This is a genomic window from Mesorhizobium sp. PUT5 (assembly GCF_052216645.1).
Taxonomy (GTDB): domain Bacteria; phylum Pseudomonadota; class Alphaproteobacteria; order Rhizobiales; family Rhizobiaceae; genus Mesorhizobium.
The window spans coordinates 302,464-318,954 of sequence record NZ_JBQOSO010000001.1; the positions used below are offsets into that span (position 1 = coordinate 302,464).

19 protein-coding genes are annotated in these 16,491 nt (G+C 62.9%); 11 read left to right on the forward strand and 8 right to left on the reverse strand.

Annotated elements, in window-relative coordinates:
• Positions 1–36: 36 nt before the first annotated feature.
• Entirely contained in the window at positions 37–825 is a 789-nt protein-coding gene (locus ACTDI4_RS01375; RefSeq protein ID WP_442839420.1) for an IclR family transcriptional regulator, read from the forward strand.
• A 50-nt stretch (positions 826–875) separates the two neighbouring features.
• Here the strand turns inward: ACTDI4_RS01375 and ACTDI4_RS01380 are convergent, their stop codons facing one another.
• The 5 genes from ACTDI4_RS01380 to gcvA form a co-directional block, all read right to left on the reverse strand.
• Entirely contained in the window at positions 876–1,610 is a 735-nt protein-coding gene (locus ACTDI4_RS01380; protein WP_442839421.1) for an SDR family oxidoreductase, read from the reverse strand.
• A gap of 121 nt (positions 1,611–1,731) precedes the next feature.
• The gene (locus ACTDI4_RS01385) at positions 1,732–2,604 is read right to left on the reverse strand and encodes an isocitrate lyase/PEP mutase family protein (RefSeq protein ID WP_442839422.1); all 873 of its coding nucleotides are present in this window, start codon (positions 2,602–2,604) and stop codon (positions 1,732–1,734) included.
• Positions 2,601–3,242 carry a 3-isopropylmalate dehydratase small subunit gene (gene leuD / locus ACTDI4_RS01390; RefSeq protein ID WP_442839423.1) on the reverse strand — a complete coding sequence of 214 codons (642 nt, stop codon included), beginning with the start codon at positions 3,240–3,242 and terminating at the stop codon, positions 2,601–2,603. The genes ACTDI4_RS01385 and leuD overlap by 4 nt, the downstream gene beginning before the upstream one ends.
• Complete coding sequence (gene leuC / locus ACTDI4_RS01395; protein WP_442839424.1) at positions 3,239–4,675, reverse strand: 3-isopropylmalate dehydratase large subunit; 1,437 nt, start codon at positions 4,673–4,675, stop codon at positions 3,239–3,241. The genes leuD and leuC overlap by 4 nt, the downstream gene beginning before the upstream one ends.
• A gap of 284 nt (positions 4,676–4,959) precedes the next feature.
• Positions 4,960–5,853: a transcriptional regulator GcvA gene (gene gcvA, locus ACTDI4_RS01400; protein ID WP_442839425.1), complete on the reverse strand. Its 894-nt coding sequence runs from the start codon at positions 5,851–5,853 to the stop codon at positions 4,960–4,962.
• Between the two features lie 510 nt (positions 5,854–6,363).
• Between gcvA and ACTDI4_RS01405 the strand changes: the two genes are divergently transcribed.
• The 5 genes from ACTDI4_RS01405 (at position 6,364) to ACTDI4_RS01425 (ending at position 10,165) form a co-directional block, all read left to right on the forward strand.
• Positions 6,364–7,167, forward strand: a complete 804-nt coding sequence (locus ACTDI4_RS01405; protein WP_442839426.1) for a transporter substrate-binding domain-containing protein — start codon at positions 6,364–6,366, stop codon at positions 7,165–7,167.
• Positions 7,168–7,267: 100 nt separating this feature from the next.
• A complete protein-coding gene (locus ACTDI4_RS01410; protein ID WP_442839427.1) occupies positions 7,268–8,020 on the forward strand; it encodes an isochorismatase family protein in 753 nt (250 codons plus the stop codon).
• Positions 8,021–8,106: 86 nt separating this feature from the next.
• Positions 8,107–8,775, forward strand: coding sequence for an amino acid ABC transporter permease (locus ACTDI4_RS01415; protein WP_442839428.1), 669 nt, complete (start codon positions 8,107–8,109; stop codon positions 8,773–8,775).
• Positions 8,776–8,793: 18 nt separating this feature from the next.
• A complete protein-coding gene (locus ACTDI4_RS01420) occupies positions 8,794–9,444 on the forward strand; it encodes an amino acid ABC transporter permease (protein WP_442839429.1) in 651 nt (216 codons plus the stop codon).
• A complete protein-coding gene (locus tag ACTDI4_RS01425) occupies positions 9,431–10,165 on the forward strand; it encodes an amino acid ABC transporter ATP-binding protein (RefSeq protein WP_442839430.1) in 735 nt (244 codons plus the stop codon). Before ACTDI4_RS01420 ends, ACTDI4_RS01425 begins: the two co-directional genes overlap by 14 nt.
• Before the next feature lie 82 nt (positions 10,166–10,247).
• On the opposite strand, the gene ACTDI4_RS01430 is transcribed toward ACTDI4_RS01425, so the two are convergent.
• Positions 10,248–10,640: a hypothetical protein gene (locus tag ACTDI4_RS01430; RefSeq protein WP_442839431.1), complete on the reverse strand. Its 393-nt coding sequence runs from the start codon at positions 10,638–10,640 to the stop codon at positions 10,248–10,250.
• Between the two features lie 115 nt (positions 10,641–10,755).
• A complete protein-coding gene (locus ACTDI4_RS01435; RefSeq protein WP_442839432.1) occupies positions 10,756–11,658 on the reverse strand; it encodes a helix-turn-helix domain-containing protein in 903 nt (300 codons plus the stop codon).
• A 162-nt stretch (positions 11,659–11,820) separates the two neighbouring features.
• Here ACTDI4_RS01435 and ACTDI4_RS01440 point away from each other — a divergent pair, with 162 nt between their 5' ends.
• The gene (locus ACTDI4_RS01440; protein ID WP_442839433.1) at positions 11,821–12,753 is read left to right on the forward strand and encodes an acetaldehyde dehydrogenase (acetylating); all 933 of its coding nucleotides are present in this window, start codon (positions 11,821–11,823) and stop codon (positions 12,751–12,753) included.
• Positions 12,754–12,756: 3 nt separating this feature from the next.
• Positions 12,757–13,770 carry a 4-hydroxy-2-oxovalerate aldolase gene (gene dmpG, locus ACTDI4_RS01445; protein WP_442839434.1) on the forward strand — a complete coding sequence of 338 codons (1,014 nt, stop codon included), beginning with the start codon at positions 12,757–12,759 and terminating at the stop codon, positions 13,768–13,770.
• A 34-nt stretch (positions 13,771–13,804) separates the two neighbouring features.
• Here the strand turns inward: dmpG and ACTDI4_RS01450 are convergent, their stop codons facing one another.
• Positions 13,805–14,203: a hypothetical protein gene (locus ACTDI4_RS01450; protein WP_442839468.1), complete on the reverse strand. Its 399-nt coding sequence runs from the start codon at positions 14,201–14,203 to the stop codon at positions 13,805–13,807.
• On the opposite strand from ACTDI4_RS01450, the gene ACTDI4_RS01455 reads away from it, so the two are divergent.
• From ACTDI4_RS01455 to ACTDI4_RS01465, 3 genes are read left to right on the forward strand one after another with little or no spacing between them, the layout of a single operon-like run.
• A complete protein-coding gene (locus tag ACTDI4_RS01455; RefSeq protein ID WP_442839435.1) occupies positions 14,142–14,888 on the forward strand; it encodes an ABC transporter ATP-binding protein in 747 nt (248 codons plus the stop codon). The genes ACTDI4_RS01450 and ACTDI4_RS01455 overlap by 62 nt on opposite strands.
• Positions 14,885–15,592, forward strand: coding sequence for an ABC transporter ATP-binding protein (locus ACTDI4_RS01460; protein WP_442839436.1), 708 nt, complete (start codon positions 14,885–14,887; stop codon positions 15,590–15,592). Before ACTDI4_RS01455 ends, ACTDI4_RS01460 begins: the two co-directional genes overlap by 4 nt.
• An 11-nt stretch (positions 15,593–15,603) precedes the next feature.
• On the forward strand, positions 15,604–16,476 hold the full coding sequence (locus ACTDI4_RS01465; RefSeq protein WP_442839437.1) for a branched-chain amino acid ABC transporter permease: 873 nt from the start codon (positions 15,604–15,606) through the stop codon (positions 16,474–16,476).
• Positions 16,477–16,491: the final 15 nt, after the last annotated feature.

A 16,491-nucleotide genomic window follows, 5' to 3' on the forward strand; every position in this document is an offset into this window, starting at 1 on the left:
TGCCGTATACGAATATTGAACAAAGGAGCCGAATCCTTGACCACGACCGAGCCCGGCAGCGGCATCGATTCGAATGTCAGCATCACCGCGCTGAAGGCGCTGGGCGTGCTGGATTTCCTCGGGGAGCAGCGGCGGCCGGTGACGGTCTCGGAGGTCGCGGCCGGCGTCGCCGCCGACAGGGCGACCGCCTACCGCATGCTCATGACGCTGGTTCATTCCGGCTATGTGCAGAAGGAGGCCGATGCCAAGCACTATCGGCTGACGTTCAAGGTGCTTTCCCTGGCGCGCCACCTGATGGGCGAGGACGAGAGGGCGCGCCGCATCCTCGCCTGCCTGCGCCGGATTTCCGACGAGACCGGGGAGACGGTCCATTATTCCGTTCTCGAGCGCGACGCAGCCGTGCTCGTATACCGCGCCAAGGGCACCCAGCGCGTCGCTGTGGATTTCCAGATCGGGGACCGCTCGCCCCTGCATTGCTCCTCGATCGGGAAGGTGCTTCTGGCGTTCCAGGACATGCGGCTGACAGAGGCGGTGATCGCCCGCGGCCTGGTAAAGGTTGCTCCCAAAACGATCACCGAACCGGATGAACTGCGCCGGTCACTCGTTCGCATACGCGCCGAAGGCTACGCTTTCGACGACCTGGAATTTGCGCCCGACATGCGCTGCGTCGCCCTGCCGGTGTTCGAGAACGGCGGCGAGGTGCCGGGCGGCATTGCCATTTCCGGGCCTGCGAGCCGGTTCGATATCGGCAAGCTCGAGTCTCTTCGCGATGTGGCCATGCAGCACGCCACGCTGCTTTCCCGAGAGCTCGGCGGCCTTCCGTGACCGGGCCACAGTGGTGATTGCGGACTGGGACGAGTTGGCGGCTTCCTGCCTCAGATCGACCAGCCGCCGTCGATATTGTAGGCTTGGCCCGTCGTGTAGGTGGCTCCGGCCAGGTATACGGCGAGATCGGCGATTTCCTCGGCCGTGCCGAGCCGCCCCATGGGCTGGCGCGCTATGAAGGCTGCGCGCGCCGTCTCGTAATCGCCCTGGGCCCGCATACGGGCCTCCAGCGAGGGGCTTTCCACCGTGCCGGGGCAGATGGCGTTGCAGCGGATGCCCCTGGTCACGTAGTCGGCCGCCACCGCCTTGGTCAGCCCCACCACCGCCGCCTTGGTGAGGCCGTAGACGAAGCGGTTGGGCACGCCCTTGGGCGCGCCGGCCAGCGACGCCATGTTGATGATCGATCCGTCGCGGCGCTCCAGCATGCCTGGCAGCACGGCGCGAATGGTGCGCACCATGGCGCGCACATTGAGGTTCAGGGCGAAATCGAGATCGCCATCCTTCATCTCCAGTATGGAGCCGGAATGGACGAAGCCGGCGCAGTTGAACAGCACGTCCACGGGGCCGATGGCGACGAACGTCGCCTGGACCGCGTCCTCGTCGAGCACGTCCAGCCTGCTGGTCACGATGCCGGGCGCGCCGGAAAGCCCGGCCAGCGCCGCTTCGTTGACGTCGGTGGCGTGCACCTTGGCGCCTGCGGCCGCGAAGGCCAGCGCGCTCGCCCGGCCTATGCCCTGCGCTGCTGCCGTCACCACCACTGTCTTACCCTGGAGAGTCTGCATCATGTCACTTTCGGCTTGAAGGCACTTATGGCCGCAACGGTGCGCAACCTAATCGATGTTGCCGGTGATTGGCGAGCCCGGGAAACGGCTTCGCCGGAATATGGTTTCTGCGAACCGAAGCGGTTCACGGGATGTCCTCGAATTTCCGCCAGCGGGGAAGTTCCACCGCTTCGTCCAGCGCCTCGCGGATCGTGCCCCACGCGTTCAGGGGCTGAAGCAACTCGACATCGTCGGCATGCCGTCTTATCGCGGCGAGGCTTTCGCGCATGGTCGCGACGACCCTGAAAATCAGGCTTGCGGGAAACGAAACCTGGCTGAAGCCCATTGCACCAAGATCGGACGGGCTGAGCCAAGGTGTGTTGCCGCCTTCAAACATCGCCGCAGACAGGAAGCATCCCTTGAACGCGGCGCCGACGCGCACGTAGTCGGCTTCGCTTCTCAATCCGGCGATGAATATCCCGTCCACACCTAGCGCAAGAAAGCGCTCGGCCCGGCTCATTGCCGCGTCGAGGCCGAGCGGCCCGTAGGCGTCGGTGCGGCCGATGATGAAGGTACCGGGGTTGTTTCGGGCAGAAAGGGCCACGCGCAGCTTGGCTTCGATCACCGCAATGTCCGCGACGGCGACGGCTCCGTCCGCCCGCTGCCTCTTGCGGTCCCGATCCTGATCCTCGAACAGCATTCCTCCGACGCCGATGGCTTCATACGCGGCCACGGTACGTGCCACGCTTTTCACGTCGCCATAGCCATCGTCGGCATCGGCAAAAAACGGGATCGTCGAAGCGGCCGCGATATCTGCGATGCCCTGAGCCATGTCGGTCAGGCCCACCAGGCCGATATCCGGATAGGCATGGCGTGCGGCCAGCATGGCCGAGCCGCCAATCGCGAATGCCTTGAAGCCCGCCTGTTCGATAAGCCGGGCCGACAGGGCGTCATGGGCGAGCGGGGTGATCAGGGGACGTTCGCTGGCCAGCGCATCCCGGATGGTCGGCCTGCTCATGAAAGTCCTCCTCTCTCGCCGGTCTCGGCGAAAAGCCAGGCGCGTTCGGCCGTGGCCGCCTTGTAGTGGGCATCGATGTCGCCCGCGTGCCGCATCGTCATGTCGATTTCGTCATAGCCGTTGATGAGCGCCTCGGCGCGCAATGGCGGGACCCGGAAATCGTACTGGCGATGGTTCGGGCCGGTGATCTGCAAGCTTCTCAAGTCGACATGGAAAACGGGGTTGGAGCCGTGATCCTGAACGCAGCCGGCAAGACCGTGCATCGTGTCGACATCGATCAGCCCCGGAACCAGGGCGTTCCTGAAGGCATTCTCGTAAAAGATGTCCGCAAAGCTCGGAGCCAGCACGCATTGGATGCCGAACTGCACAAGCGCCCAAACGGCGGCCTCGCGCGACGAACCGCAGCCGAAATTCTCGTCGGCGAGCAAGATTCTGGCGCCACGGAAGACGGGCTGGTTGAGGATGAAGTCGGATCGCTCTTTGCCCGCGGCGTCATAGCGCTGTCCTCCGAAGAGACCCTTGGCCAGATCGGCGTTCGCCGTCCGCAGCCATGAGGAAGGAATGATGGCGTCGGTGTTGATGTTGGCAGCCGTCATGACCGCCATGACGCCGCTGATCTCCGAAACGGCTTTTCTCATGCCGGCCAGCCCTTGCGTATGTCGGTAATCCGCCCCGCGACGGCCGCGGCCGCCACCATCGCCGGGCTTGCCAGATGCGTGCGGCTCCGGGGTCCCTGGCGGTTTTCGAAGTTGCGGTTCGATGTCGAAATGCTGCGCGCGCCGGCCGGAACGATATCCTCATTGATGCTGACGCACATGGAGCAGCCGGCGTCGCGCCATTCGAAGCCGCTTTCGCGGAAGATGTGGTGAAGGCCCAGCTCTTCGGCCTGGCGTTTGACCGACATGGAGCCGGGCACCACAAGCGCCCGGACGTTTGCCGCGACTCTGCGTCCGCGGACAAGCGCCGCCGCGGCCTGCAGGTCGGCGAGCCTTCCGTTGGTGCAGGAGCCGACAAAGGCGACATCGATCGGAATGCCCTCCAGCGGGGTGCCGGGCTCAAGTTCCATGTAGCGAAGGGCCGCCGCCACACGCTCACGGCTCCTGCCGTCGGCGAACGACGCCGGATCCGGGACCCGCTCATTGATTCCGGCGACGTCCTGCGGGGTCGTGCCCCAGGTGACCTGGGGTGCCAGTTGGGCACAATCGATGACCAGTTCGCGGTCGAAACTGGCTTGCGGATCGGTCGCTAGCGACCGCCATTCCGCCATGGCGCGCTCGAAAGCCGAACCGGCAGGCGCGTATTCGCGCCCCCTTATGTAGGCGAATGTCGTTTCATCGGGGGCGATCAGGCCCAGACGTGCCCCGAACTCGATTGACATGTTGCAGAGCGTCAGCCGGGCCTCCACGGGAAGCGCCCGAATTGCGGGCCCCGCATATTCGATCGCATGGCCGCGCCCGGCGGCGATGCCGAATTTGCCGATCACGGCCAGGATCATGTCCTTTGCCGTGACGCCAGGCAGGACGTCGCCCTCGAATCTGACCCGCATGTTTCGAGGCCTGTCCAGGGCCAGGGTCTGCGTGGCGAGCACATGTTCCACCTCGCTCGTTCCGACGCCGATCCCGATCGCGCCCAGCCCGCCGACGGTGGACGTGTGGCTGTCACCGCAGGCAAGCACGCAGCCCGGCAAGGCCAGGCCGAGCTCGGGGCCGATCACGTGGACGATGCCTTGGCGCCGGTCGTCCACGCCGAAATGACGAATGCTGCTTGCCTTGGCATTCGAGCGCATCAGGTCGAGCAGTTCGCGTCCGGCAGGATTGCTCAACTCATTCCTGCCTGGCATCGTGGAGACGATATGGTCCTGCGTCGCCACGGTAAGCTCGGGATATCGCACCGCGCGCCCGGAGTTGCGCAGGCCTTCGAATGCCCGCGCGCTGGTCGTCTCCTGGAGGACATGCCGGTCGACGAATATCAGATCGCGACCGTCATACAGCCGCTTGATCAGATGCGCGTTCCAGATCTTGTCGAAGACGGTGGACGGCGCGCGAGCGGACTTTGCCAAATCATCCGCCATGATGACGGCTCGTTGCCTTCGGCCGCGAAAAAGGCGCCGCCTTGGTGCCGGACCTTTTCACCGCATGTTGGCTTCGTGGCATTGAATATCCTTCCATGCGGTCCGAACCCGGCTGCCCGGTTCGGCTCGTCGTCTTGCGTGAAATAGGCAGAAAGCCGCTTCGCTCCGGCCGCCCAGGCAAAAAGGCTAGCGTTTCGCCTCATGACGGCAAAGCCACAATTTCCTCATGAAATCAGCAGGAAAACTCAGTCCAAGGCCGGCGCGAGCGGGCAATGCCAGGAACGTCAGTCGCTTTGCTCAATCTCCTGGAGCAGCCACTTTTCGAAGGCCAGGGTAAGCGGGGGCGGCTTTCGTGAGCCGGGATATACGAGATAATACGCACTTGTGGTGCGAACCCTCAGATCGAGGGGCGCCATCAGCCGCCCGCTGCGAAGATCGTCCTCGACGAAGGCCAACTGGGCCATGACGATGCCTACCTCGTCGATCGCGGCCTGGTAGGCGAGCGCCGAGTTGTCGAACTTCAAGCCGCCATGCCCGTCGACGGTTTCCACATTGGCCGCGTTCAGCCAAGTCGGCCAGTCTTCGGATCTGTGCGTCGAGCTGAGCAGGACATGGTTTGCAAGGTCGCTCGGCCTGGCGGGGGGCGCGACCGTCTTGAACAGACCGGGGCTGCAGACGGGCAGCAGCACCTCGCCGAACAGGCGCCTGCATGTCAAACCCGGCAGGGGCATGGCCCCGGAATGGATGCAGACGTCGATATCCTCACGGTCGAAGTCGATCGTTTGATGGGAAGTGGTGATCTGAACGTCGATATGGCGGTGCAGCGCATGGAAGCGGGCCAGCCGGGGCACCAGCCATCGAATTGCGAAAGTGGGCGGCAGCTTGACCCTAAGCGTGTTCTTGTCGGGACTGCTCCAAAGCTGCCGCGTCTGCTCCTCGATCTGGTCGAACGCCACGCGCAGAGCCATCGCATAGGCTGCGCCTCCGGGGGTCATTTCAATGCCGCGGCGCGTGCGGACGCACAACTGAACGCCGAGCCAGTTCTCAAGCTGCAGAACGTGGCGGCTCACCGCGCCCTGGGTGACGAGCAACTCCTGTGCGGCGCGCGTCAGGCTGCCGTTCCGCGCCGTTGCCTCGAAGGCGCGAAGTGCGTTAAGCGGAGGAAGGCGGCGGGCCATCTGATCTGAGTTTTCCTGCGGTAATTATGAGAAAATTATAGCTTTGCGATTCTCGTGTACGCCACTAGCATGGCATATAACCTGAGGATTTTGTAAGTGTTTCAACTATGAAGATTTTCCGGGTCCAAACGAAGCGTCAACCGGGAATATGATTTATTTCAAAGAAAAACTGATGCCAGCGCGAGGACGCCAGCAGGTTGCGCATCGAACTTTGAACAGGGAGCAGCGATCACAACCTGATTAATATGGTCCTCGGAAATTGCAGGTTTTCGGACAGGGTCACGCTGCGGAAGCAAAACCCAAGGCGTGACGATCGAAAGCTGGCAACGGTCTCGGATCAGACAGCATGCACAGGGTCACGGACCGATGAGCCCGGCGGGACTGCGTTGCGGGCCCGGAAGGTGCATCTTTCGGACATGGTCGAGGGGTGGCCTGCGAAACCGGCGCGGCCATCGAGAAAAGTTCCGATAAGCGACAACCGGTAGAAATAGGGAAAGAGGGAGATTTCCAATGTTCAGGGTGGTACAAAACTTCAAGCGGGCCCTCAAGGCGGTCGCGCTCGCGTGTTGCGTCGTCGGCGCGAGTTCGCCGGCCTTTGCGGACCTTCAGGATATCCTGGCCTCGGGGAAGGTTCGCATCGGCGTGCCGCTTGACGTGCCGCCTTTCGGTTTCGTTGATGAGAACCAGCAACCTGTCGGGCTGGATGTCGATGTCGCCCACATGGTGGCCGATGCCCTCGGGGTGGAACTCGAACTGCAGCAACTCACCGGGGCCAACCGTATCCCCTTCTTGCTTACCGACAAGATCGACATCATCGTTTCCGGCCTGGGAGCGACGCCGGAGCGCGCCAAGCAGGTCGCGTTCAGCGCCCCCTACTCCACGATCTATATCGGCGTCTTCGGTCCCAAGGACATCGACGTCAAATCGGCGGACGAAATCACCACCCAGACGGTCGGCGTGCAGCGCGGTTCTTCGTCCGACCTGGTATTGACCGAACTTCTCGACCCTGCCCGGATCAAGCGGTTCGAGGACGATGCGACGCTGAACGCGGCCTATATCGCGAAGCAGATCGACCTTATCGGCACGGCGAGCATCATCCTGAAGCACGTAGCAAAGCAGAATCCGGGCCTCGACGTCGACACCAAGTTTGTGATCCGGCACTCGCCGCCTCATATGGCGGTGCGCTACGGCAACCCGGATCTGCTGCGCTGGCTCGATACATTCGTGTTCTACAATCTGGTCAACGGTGAGTTGAACAGGCTGGCGGTGAAATGGCTCGACGAGCCGCTGCCGGAACCCTTCCCCAACCTGTAGAGCGTCGGTTTAATCCACGACAATGCCGGACCCTGTCGGCCGCGAGGCCGGCGGGGTCCCATCTGCCAGATCGCGCAAGCGGAAACTGAGTGAGAACGGTATGCAAGAACGTGTATGGGATCAATTTCTTACCGCCCGCGACAGGGATGTATTCGCCGCCGCCGGCTACGGGGTTCGGCAGGGCTTCGGCGCCAGGCCTGCCCTGCTGATCATTGATGTCAGTTATGGGTTTTGCGGCGACAGGCCGGAGCCGATACTGACGTCCATTAAGCGCTGGAGCAATTCCTGCGGCGAAGAGGCGTGGCATGCCATCGGGGTTATCGCGAAGCTGGTCGAGATCGCGCGCCGGAAAGGCCTGCCCATCATATACACGACCGCGCATTATCGTGACGACCGGTGGGATATCGGCATGGGCAACCTGAAAAATGGCCGGGCCGTCGAGTGGGGAGGTGGCGTGGAGGGAGCGGGCGATCCCAATCTCTTCGTGAAGGAGATCGAGCCGTCCCCGGCGGACATCGTCGTGGTCAAGCCCAAGCCCAGCGCCTTTTTCGGCACGCCCTTGTCGTCTCACCTGACGCTGCTCGGCGCCGACAGCCTGATCGTGACCGGCACCACGACCAGCGGCTGTGTTCGCGCGTCCGTCGTCAACGCATTCAGCCACAATTATCGTGTCACGGTTGTCGAGGACGGGTGTTTCGATCGATCGCAATCCAGTCATGCTCTCAGCCTGTGCGACATGAACGCGAAATATGCCGACGTCGTCCCGGGCGCGGAGGTGTGCGAGCATCTCGAGGCGCTTCCTCCGGGCCTGTTCGCTCTGCCGCAGGGTGCAGGCGCCGATGCGGCTCCATAGGGTGCCCGGCCATCCGCGCATGGCGTCCAGGCCGGACGCGGCGCGCCGGAGCCTCGTGAATAAACCCGGTTCGTTCGAGTGCTGACATGACTGGTTTCAGCTTTCGCCAGATCCTGCAATATCAGGGCCTGTTCGTGCAGGGCATGGAGATCACCCTGCTTCTGGCAGGCATCGCGGCGTTTTTCGGTGTCATCATCGGCGTGTTGGGGGCGGTTGGCGTTCGATGGGGGCCGAGGCCTCTCCGGTGGATCATCCGCATATATGTCGAACTCATTCGGAACACGCCGGGGCTGATCCAGCTCTTTATCGTCTTCTTCGTGCTTCCCTCGTTCGGGCTGCGGCTGCCGCCGCTCCAGGCGGCGGCCATTGCGTTCAGCATCTATTTCGGCGCCTACGCGATCGAGATCATCCGGGCCGGACTGGACTCCATCCCGCGTAGCCAGATCGAGGCGGGGCAGTGCCTGGGCATTACCCGCTGGCAGATATTCCGCCACGTAATATTCATGCCGGCGCTGCGTAACATCTATCCGTCATTCACCAGCCAGCTTGTCCTGTTGTTTCTTGGAACGTCCATCGCTTCGCAGATTTCCGCCGAAGAGCTTTTTTATATGGGATCGTTTGTGGAAAGCCGGACATATCGCAGCTTCGAGGTCTACGCGCTCATCTGTGCGATCTACCTCGTCTCCGTGTTGATATTGAAGGTCATTTTTGCGCTCGGCGGAAGAATCCTGTTCCGTTGGCCTGCCCAGCATTGATGCAGCCAGGAGTTGCGGATGCGTACATTCTCTAGCACCGACATGATGTACCTCCTCCAGGCTTTGCAGTGGACGGTGGTTCTGGTCGTCATCGCGCTGGCATTTGGGGCGCCGCTGGGGCTCGGCCTGGCGCTGATGCGCACAAGCCGCCGCAGGATACTGCGCTATGTCGCGATGGCTTTTATCGAAGTTGTTCAGGGCGTCCCGCTTCTCGGGCTGCTGGTCTTCTTTTACTTCGGCTTCCCTCTGCTCCTCGGACAGGAGGTGGCGCCGCTGATTGCCGTGTCCGTGGCCTTCACCGCCTATTCGGCGTCCTTTCTCGGCCAGATCTGGCGCGGCGGGATCGAAGCCGTGAAAGGCACGCAATGGGATGCCGCCGAATGCCTGGGGATCACCAAGTGGCAGCAGTTCCGCTATGTCATCGGGCCGCAGGCGTTGCGAATGTCGCTTCCACCCACGGTGGGCCTCCTGGTCCAGCTTATCAAGGGAACGTCGCTGGCATCGATCGTGGGGTTCGTCGAATTGACCCGTGCCGGACAGATCATCGGCGCGGCGACATTTCAGCCGTTGCTTGTTTATTCATGCGTGGCTGCAATCTACTTCATGGTGTGCTTGCCGCTCACCCACTGGGCACGTTCATTGGAGGGACGGTTGAATGGCGCTTCTTGAAATCGCGGACGTGCGGAAGAAATTCGGCGCCCTTGAAGTTCTCAAGGGAATCTCCCTCAGCGTCGAAGAAGGGGAAATCATCGCCATAGTCGGACGAAGCGGCTCGGGCAAAAGCACGCTGCTGCGCTGCGTCAACGCGCTTGAAAGCATCGACGAAGGAACGATCCTCTTCGACGGGCTTCCTGTTCGACGCGATATGAAGAACTTGCGGCTTCTTCGCCAGCGAATGGGCATTGTGTTTCAGTCCTTCAACCTGTTCCCGCACATGAACGTGGAGCGGAATGTGACGCTGGCACCCATCCTGACCGGGAAGGTGGAAAAATCCGGCGCCCGGGAACTGGCCTTGGAGGTTCTCAACCGGGTGGGCCTTTCGGAGAAGATCGATGTGTATCCGGGCCAGCTCTCCGGCGGGCAGCAGCAACGTGTCGCAATCGCCAGGTGCCTGGCGATGTCCCCGGAGTTGATGCTTTTCGATGAAGCCACTTCGGCGCTCGACCCGGAACTTGTCGGGGAAGTGTTGCATGTGATCGAGGACATGGCCCGGAACGGCTTGACGATGATCTTGGTCACACACGAAATGGGATTTGCCCGTAACGTGTCGACGAGGGTGGTCTTCATGAACGAAGGCATGGTCTGGGAACAAGGCCCCCCGGCCGAACTGTTCGCCAATCCCAAAACGCCGGAATTTGCGAGCTTCATCCGCTCATCGGGACAGAGTTAGGGGGCTATTCCGTCAACGAAGCTTCGCCTCCTTTGGCCGCCAGACCTTGCGGAGAGCCTGCCCGCACCCGGCACTGGCCCGTTCAGCCCGCGAACGCTTTCAGCGCGATCCAAAGGCCGAGAACCAGGACGACCCCCATCCACAGGTGGAAGTAGCGCTCCAGGCCCATGGATCTATACGCGTTCGCCATGATCTGCGGCGGCACGAACAGCAGCGACAGCCCCTTGAGCAGCGCGACCCATCCGACAAGCGTGACGGCGACAGCGAGCGCGCCGCCGCTCCAGACATTGTGCCCGATCACGACCGCAAGGCCCGCTGCGGTGGCGACCATGCCGGAAAACAGCATCCATGGCCCGCTGTTGGCCATTTCGTCCAGCGTATCCAGAGTACGCCGTTTGGCGACGAGCATCGCGACGGAAATCGCGATCAGATAGAGACCGAGGAGCTTGCCGAGAAAGATCGTAGTCGCGGACATGGTGAGCATCCTCCCCAACGCCAGGAGATGGGACCACAGACCAGCGCTCGACACCAGAGGTTTTTAAGGGCCTTCCGGCCTGCGGAAAACCTGATGGGGCCATCGCGAAGCCATATCATCGGCGAAAATGCTGGCGCCAGCGATGCGGCGTCATGCCGGTGGACTGCTTCAGCGCGGTGGTGAAATGGCTCTGGCTGGAAAAGCCGCAGTTTTCCGCGATCTCGCAGATGGAGACGTTGCTGCCGGCCAGCAATTCCTTCGCTTTTTCCAAGCGCTCCTGCATGAGCCAACGGTGCGGCGTTTTGCCAAGTTCCTGATAGAAGCTGCGAGCGAAATGCCTGCGGCTGAGACCTGCGGCGTCGGCCAGATGCTCCAGGCCGATCTCCTTGCCGAGATTGTTGTCGACGAATTCCTTGACGCGCTTCAGCCGCCATTGCGGCAGCGCTATCGCCGTATCCGGCTGAAGATCCGTCCCGGCCCGGATCAGCAATTGCGAAAGGATCGAGGTCAGCAACCCGTCCGCCAGATAGTCGTGGGCGACCTCATGGCCGGCGGCGCTTTCCCAAAGCCGGTTCATCAGCACCTCGATGAAGGGGTCGGCCCATGTGTGTTGGCACAGCTTCCAGAACGCCGTCCCGATCTGCCGCGGACATGCGGGGCCCAGAACGCTGCGGACGGTATCGTTGGGCACGGCGAGAACCAGGATCTTGCGGCTGCCGTCCACATTCCATCTGCTCTCGATTTCGGCCGGGACGACGAGCATCCGCCCGGCCTCCGCCTTCTGGCGATGACGGTGCTCGCCGATCGTCCAGCCCCAGTTGCAATCGTTCTGGACTTCGAGGGGAAGCGCCAGGATCGTCTCGGCAAATGCCGGATCGACAAAATCGTGCGGTCCCTGCTCGACCAGTATCATGCGAAACGCCAGCCGCCCCCCGGGCCGGCGATGCTCCTGGGGAAACGTCCCGTACCCAGATCCCCGGTAGAAATCCGAATAGTTGCCCCACTCGATGTTCGACATTGGATGCCTCGCTGCAATTGGCGCTTTGCTGTCAAAAATGGCTCGATGGCGCAAGCGCAGCCGCGCTCATGCGGCTAGCCTGGGGAAAAATTATGGAAGCTCCGGCATCGGCCGCGCCCCGGGAGGGCGGGTCCGATGCCGGCACGCCGGGAAAGAAGCGGAATGCCGAAGATAAAGTCAGCGATAATCGGCTCGGGCAATATCGGGACCGACCTGATGATGAAGATCATGCGCAATTCCGCAACTCTGGAGGTTGCGGCGCTGATCGGCGTCGAGCCTGCTTCCGACGGCCTGGCGCGTGCGGCGCGCCTTGGCGTCGCGACAAGCCACGACGGCGTGGACGGCCTGCTGCGCATGCCCGAATTTCAGGATATCCGCATCGTATTCGACGCCACTTCGGCTGCCGCGCACGCCAGGCACGATGCCATATTGCGCCGGCACGGCAAGCAGGTCATCGACCTTACCCCTGCCGCCATAGGCCCCTATGTCGTGCCGCCGGTGAACCTGGACAGCCATCTCGATGCGCAAAACGTCAATATGGTCACCTGCGGCGGGCAGGCGACGATCCCGATCGTGGCGGCGGTGAGCCGCGTTGCGAAGGTGCATTATGCCGAGATCGTGGCTTCCATCGCTTCGAAGTCGGCCGGTCCCGGCACGCGCGCGAATATCGACGAGTTCACCCAGACGACGTCGCGCGCATTGGAAAGCATCGGAGGCGCCGTTCGGGGGAAGGCGGTCATCGTGCTCAACCCCGCCGAGCCCCCGCTGATCATGCGGGACACCGTGTATTGTCTGTGCGATGTCGCCGATGCGGGGGAGATAAAGGCGTCCGTCGAGAACATGGTCCGGTCGGTACGGGAATATGTTCCCGGCTACCGGCTGAAACAGGAAGTCCAGATCGAGCGCGTCGGCGCGGATGCCCCGCTGCGCATGCCGCAGGGCGATGCACCGTTCACAGGCCTGAAAGTTTCCGTTTTCCTGGAGGTGGAAGGGGCTGGGCACTATCTGCCGGCCTATGCCGGCAATCTCGATATCATGACGTCCGCGGCGCTGCGGACCGCCGAGCGCCTCGCCGAACTCCGCAACTGGAATTGACCGATGCCAAGACTGTTCATCCTCGACGTGACGCTGCGTGACGGCATGCATGCCGTCCGCCACCAATACGATCTCGGCCATATCCGCGAAATAGCCGGCGCGCTCGATGAGGCGGGCGTCGACGGCATCGAAGTCGGCCATGGCGACGGGCTCGACGGCTCCAGCATCGCCTACGGGTTCAGCCGCCATACCGATATCGCCTATATCGAAGAAGCCGCCAAAGTCTGCAAACGTGCAAAGCTGACCACGGTGCTGCTTCCCGGCATCGGCACGATCGACGACCTGAAAAGGGCGCGCGACGCAGGCATTCAGTCGATCCGCATCGCCACCCACAGCACGGAGGCGGACGTCTCCGCGCAGCATATTGCGGCGGCCAAGGAGATGGGCCTCGACGTCTCGGGGTTTTTGATGATGTCCTCGGCCAACTCTCCCGACGGGTTGGCGCAGCAGGCGCGGAAGATGGAAAGCTATGGAGCGGACTGCATCTATGTCGCGGATTCGGCGGGCGGCCTGACCATGCGCTCCATCGCCGAGCGTTTCCAGGCCTTCGACGCCATGCTCGCCGCGGACACGCAGCGCGCCATCCATGCCCATGAAAATCTTTCCCTGTCGGTGGCCAACTCGGTCACCGCCGTGGAAAACGGCGCGACCAGGGTCGATGCCTCGCTCGCCGGCATGGGCGCCGGCGCCGGCAATTGTCCGATCGAGGCGTTCGTGGCCGTGGCCAATCTTTATGGATGGGAACACGGCTGCGACCTGTTCAAGCTGCAGGATGCGGCGGACGACCTCGTGCGGCCGATCCAGGATCGTCCGGTTCGCGTGGATCGCGAGACGCTCACGCTCGGATACGGCAGCGTCTATTCCAGCTTTCTGCGCCATGCGGAGAAGGCGGCCGTGCAATACGGTCTCGACCCGCGCGCGATCCTGATCGAGATCGGCCGCCGGCGCCTGATCGGCGGGCAGGAGGATATGATCGTGGATGTGGCGCTCGATCTGGCCGGGCGGGCCGATGCCTGAGGTGGCGGGGGGAGGGACGAAGGCGGCGACGTTTTCACGCGGTGGCCTGCCGGTGATATTTCTGGCCTTTTGAAAGAAATCCGCCGATAGAAAGTTTTTGGAGTCTTTTGCAAATTGACGGCAAAGGGGCAGCCGCCGCTGTGAGCGCCAGGGCGGCATGCGAGGGGAAGACGTGGAACCATGACGATGCTGCATGCAGAAGGGGCAGGCCGCCTTGTCGAGGGCGGTTCGCCGTTGAGCCGGCCGGAAAGCGGAAGACCGGCCCCTGCCGGGGCGATTTGTCGTGCATTTGCCGGGCGCGCTCGTTTTTGCGGAGCCCGCAACACATTGTGACGAACGCATCGCCGATACTTTCCTGCGAGAATCTGACAATGGACTTCGGCTCTTTCCGGGCCGTCGACGGCTGTTCGTTTTCCGTTGCGAAAGGTTCCATCACCGGTCTCGTCGGACCCAACGGAGCCGGCAAGACCACCGTTTTCAACATGATTGCCGGCGCCCTGCGTCCGAGCGGCGGCCGGATCGTCTATCGCGGCGAGGACATAACGGCGCTGGCCCCCGACCGGCGGTTTCACAAAGGGGTGGTGCGCACCTTCCAGATACCCCATGAATTCCATCATCTGTCCGTCATCGAAAATCTGATGGTGGTGGCTCCGGCGCAGCCGGGGGAATCGCTGCTGAGCAACTGGGTCAGCCCCGGCAGGGTGAGGCAAGCCGAGGCGCAGACCTCGCGGCGGGCGTGGGAGGCGCTGGAGTTCCTGGAACTGACCCATGTCGCCCACCAGCGCGCGGGCCAGATATCGGGCGGCCAGAAGAAGCTGCTCGAACTGGGGCGGACGATCATGACCGATGCGGAGCTGGTGCTGCTCGACGAGCCGGCTGCCGGCGTCAACCGCACCCTGCTCCGGAAGCTGGAAGAGAAGATAGAATATCTCAACCGCGAGCGCGGCTACACCTTCATCCTCATCGAGCACGACATGGAAATGATCGAGCGGCTGTGCGACCCCGTCATCTGCATGGCCGAGGGCAAGGTGCTCATCGAGGGAAGTTTCCAGACGGTGCGCTCCGACCCGCGTGTTCTGGAGGCCTATCTGGGAGAGAGGCAGGGGGCCGCCACATGACCGCCCTGCTGACCATGAAGAACCTGCGCGCCGGCTATGGCGACGCCGACATCCTTTTCGACCTGTCCATCGAGGTCGCCAAGGGCGAGATCGTGGCCATCGTCGGACCGAACGGAGCAGGCAAGTCCACGGCCATGAAGTCGATCTTCGGCCTGCTCGACATCCGCGCGGGATCGATTTCCATCGGCGGAACCGACATCACCGGCTGGGCTCCGAACCGCATCGTCCAGGCCGGCATCTGCTACGTTCCGCAAGTGAAGAACATCTTCAGCGAAATGACCGTGCACGAGAATTTCGAGATGGGGGCCTTTCTTCGCAAGGGCGACTACAGCGCGGCCCTCGAGCGCGTCTATCATCTTTTCCCCGACCTCAGGGCGAAGCGGAAGACGACGGCCGGCAGCCTGTCGGGCGGGCAGCGCCAGATGGTCGCCATGGGCCGTGCGCTGATGCTGGACCCGCAGGTCCTGCTGCTGGACGAGCCGACCGCCGGCCTTTCGCCGAAATACATGGAGCAGATCTTCCAGATCAGCCGCGACGTCCGCGACAGCGGCGTGGCGATCCTTCTCGTCGAACAGCACGCAAAGCAGGCCCTGGCCTTCGCCGACCGCGGCTATGTGCTCGCTGCCGGCCGCAACCGGCATGAAGGCGCGGCCTCCGAGCTTCTGGCGGACCGTCACATCGCCGAAATGTTCCTGGGCGGATAGGCGGCACTCGCATGGACATACAAAGCTTCGTCAACTTCTTCCTGCTTCCCGGCATCGTGCAGGGCTCCATCTACGCGCTGGGCGCGATAGGCATCACGCTTGTCTTCGCCATCATGCGCTACGGCCACTTCGCCCATGGCGACCTCGCCACCTTCGGCGCCTTCATAGCGCTGGCCTTCACCACCATGCTCGGCGTGTCGCCCTATGTGGCGCTGCCTCTTGCAGTGCTGGCGACCGGCGCCTTCGCCATCGCCATAGACCGGCTGTTCTACGCGCATCTGCGTGCCCTGCCCAAGATCATCACCACGATCGCGTCCTTCGGCGTGGCGCTGATGCTGCGCTCCTTCGTCCAGGTCGTGTGGGGCGTGAACACGACCAGCTACACGCGCGGCATCACCCGGCCCGAAAACTGGTTCGGAATCCGAGTCAAGAGCCATGAGATCGTGACGCTTCTCGTGGCCATTGCCCTGGTCGTCGCGCTGCACCTGTTCCTGACCAGGAACAAATGGGGCAAGGCGATGCGCGCCATGTCCGACAATCCGGAACTCGCCCTGTTTTCCGGCGTCGACAATGGCAAGGTCATCTCGCTCACATGGATCATCGCCGGCGGCCTGTGCGCGGCCTCGGGCTTTTTCCTGGGCCTGAACACCGAACTCAAGTCGCTGATGGGCTGGAACATCCTGCTGCCTACCTTCGCCGCCGCCATCCTGGGCGGTGTCGGGCGCATCGAGGGCGCCATCGTCGGCGGGTTGATCGTCGGCATCGCGGAGGAACTCTCCGTGCTGGTCATTCCCGGCGAGTACAAGGTGATGAGCGCGTTCGGGATCCTGCTGCTCGTGCTTCTGTTCCGGCCCACCGGCCTGTTCCGCGGCAAGATTCTCTAGGGGAGGGGGCGTCTC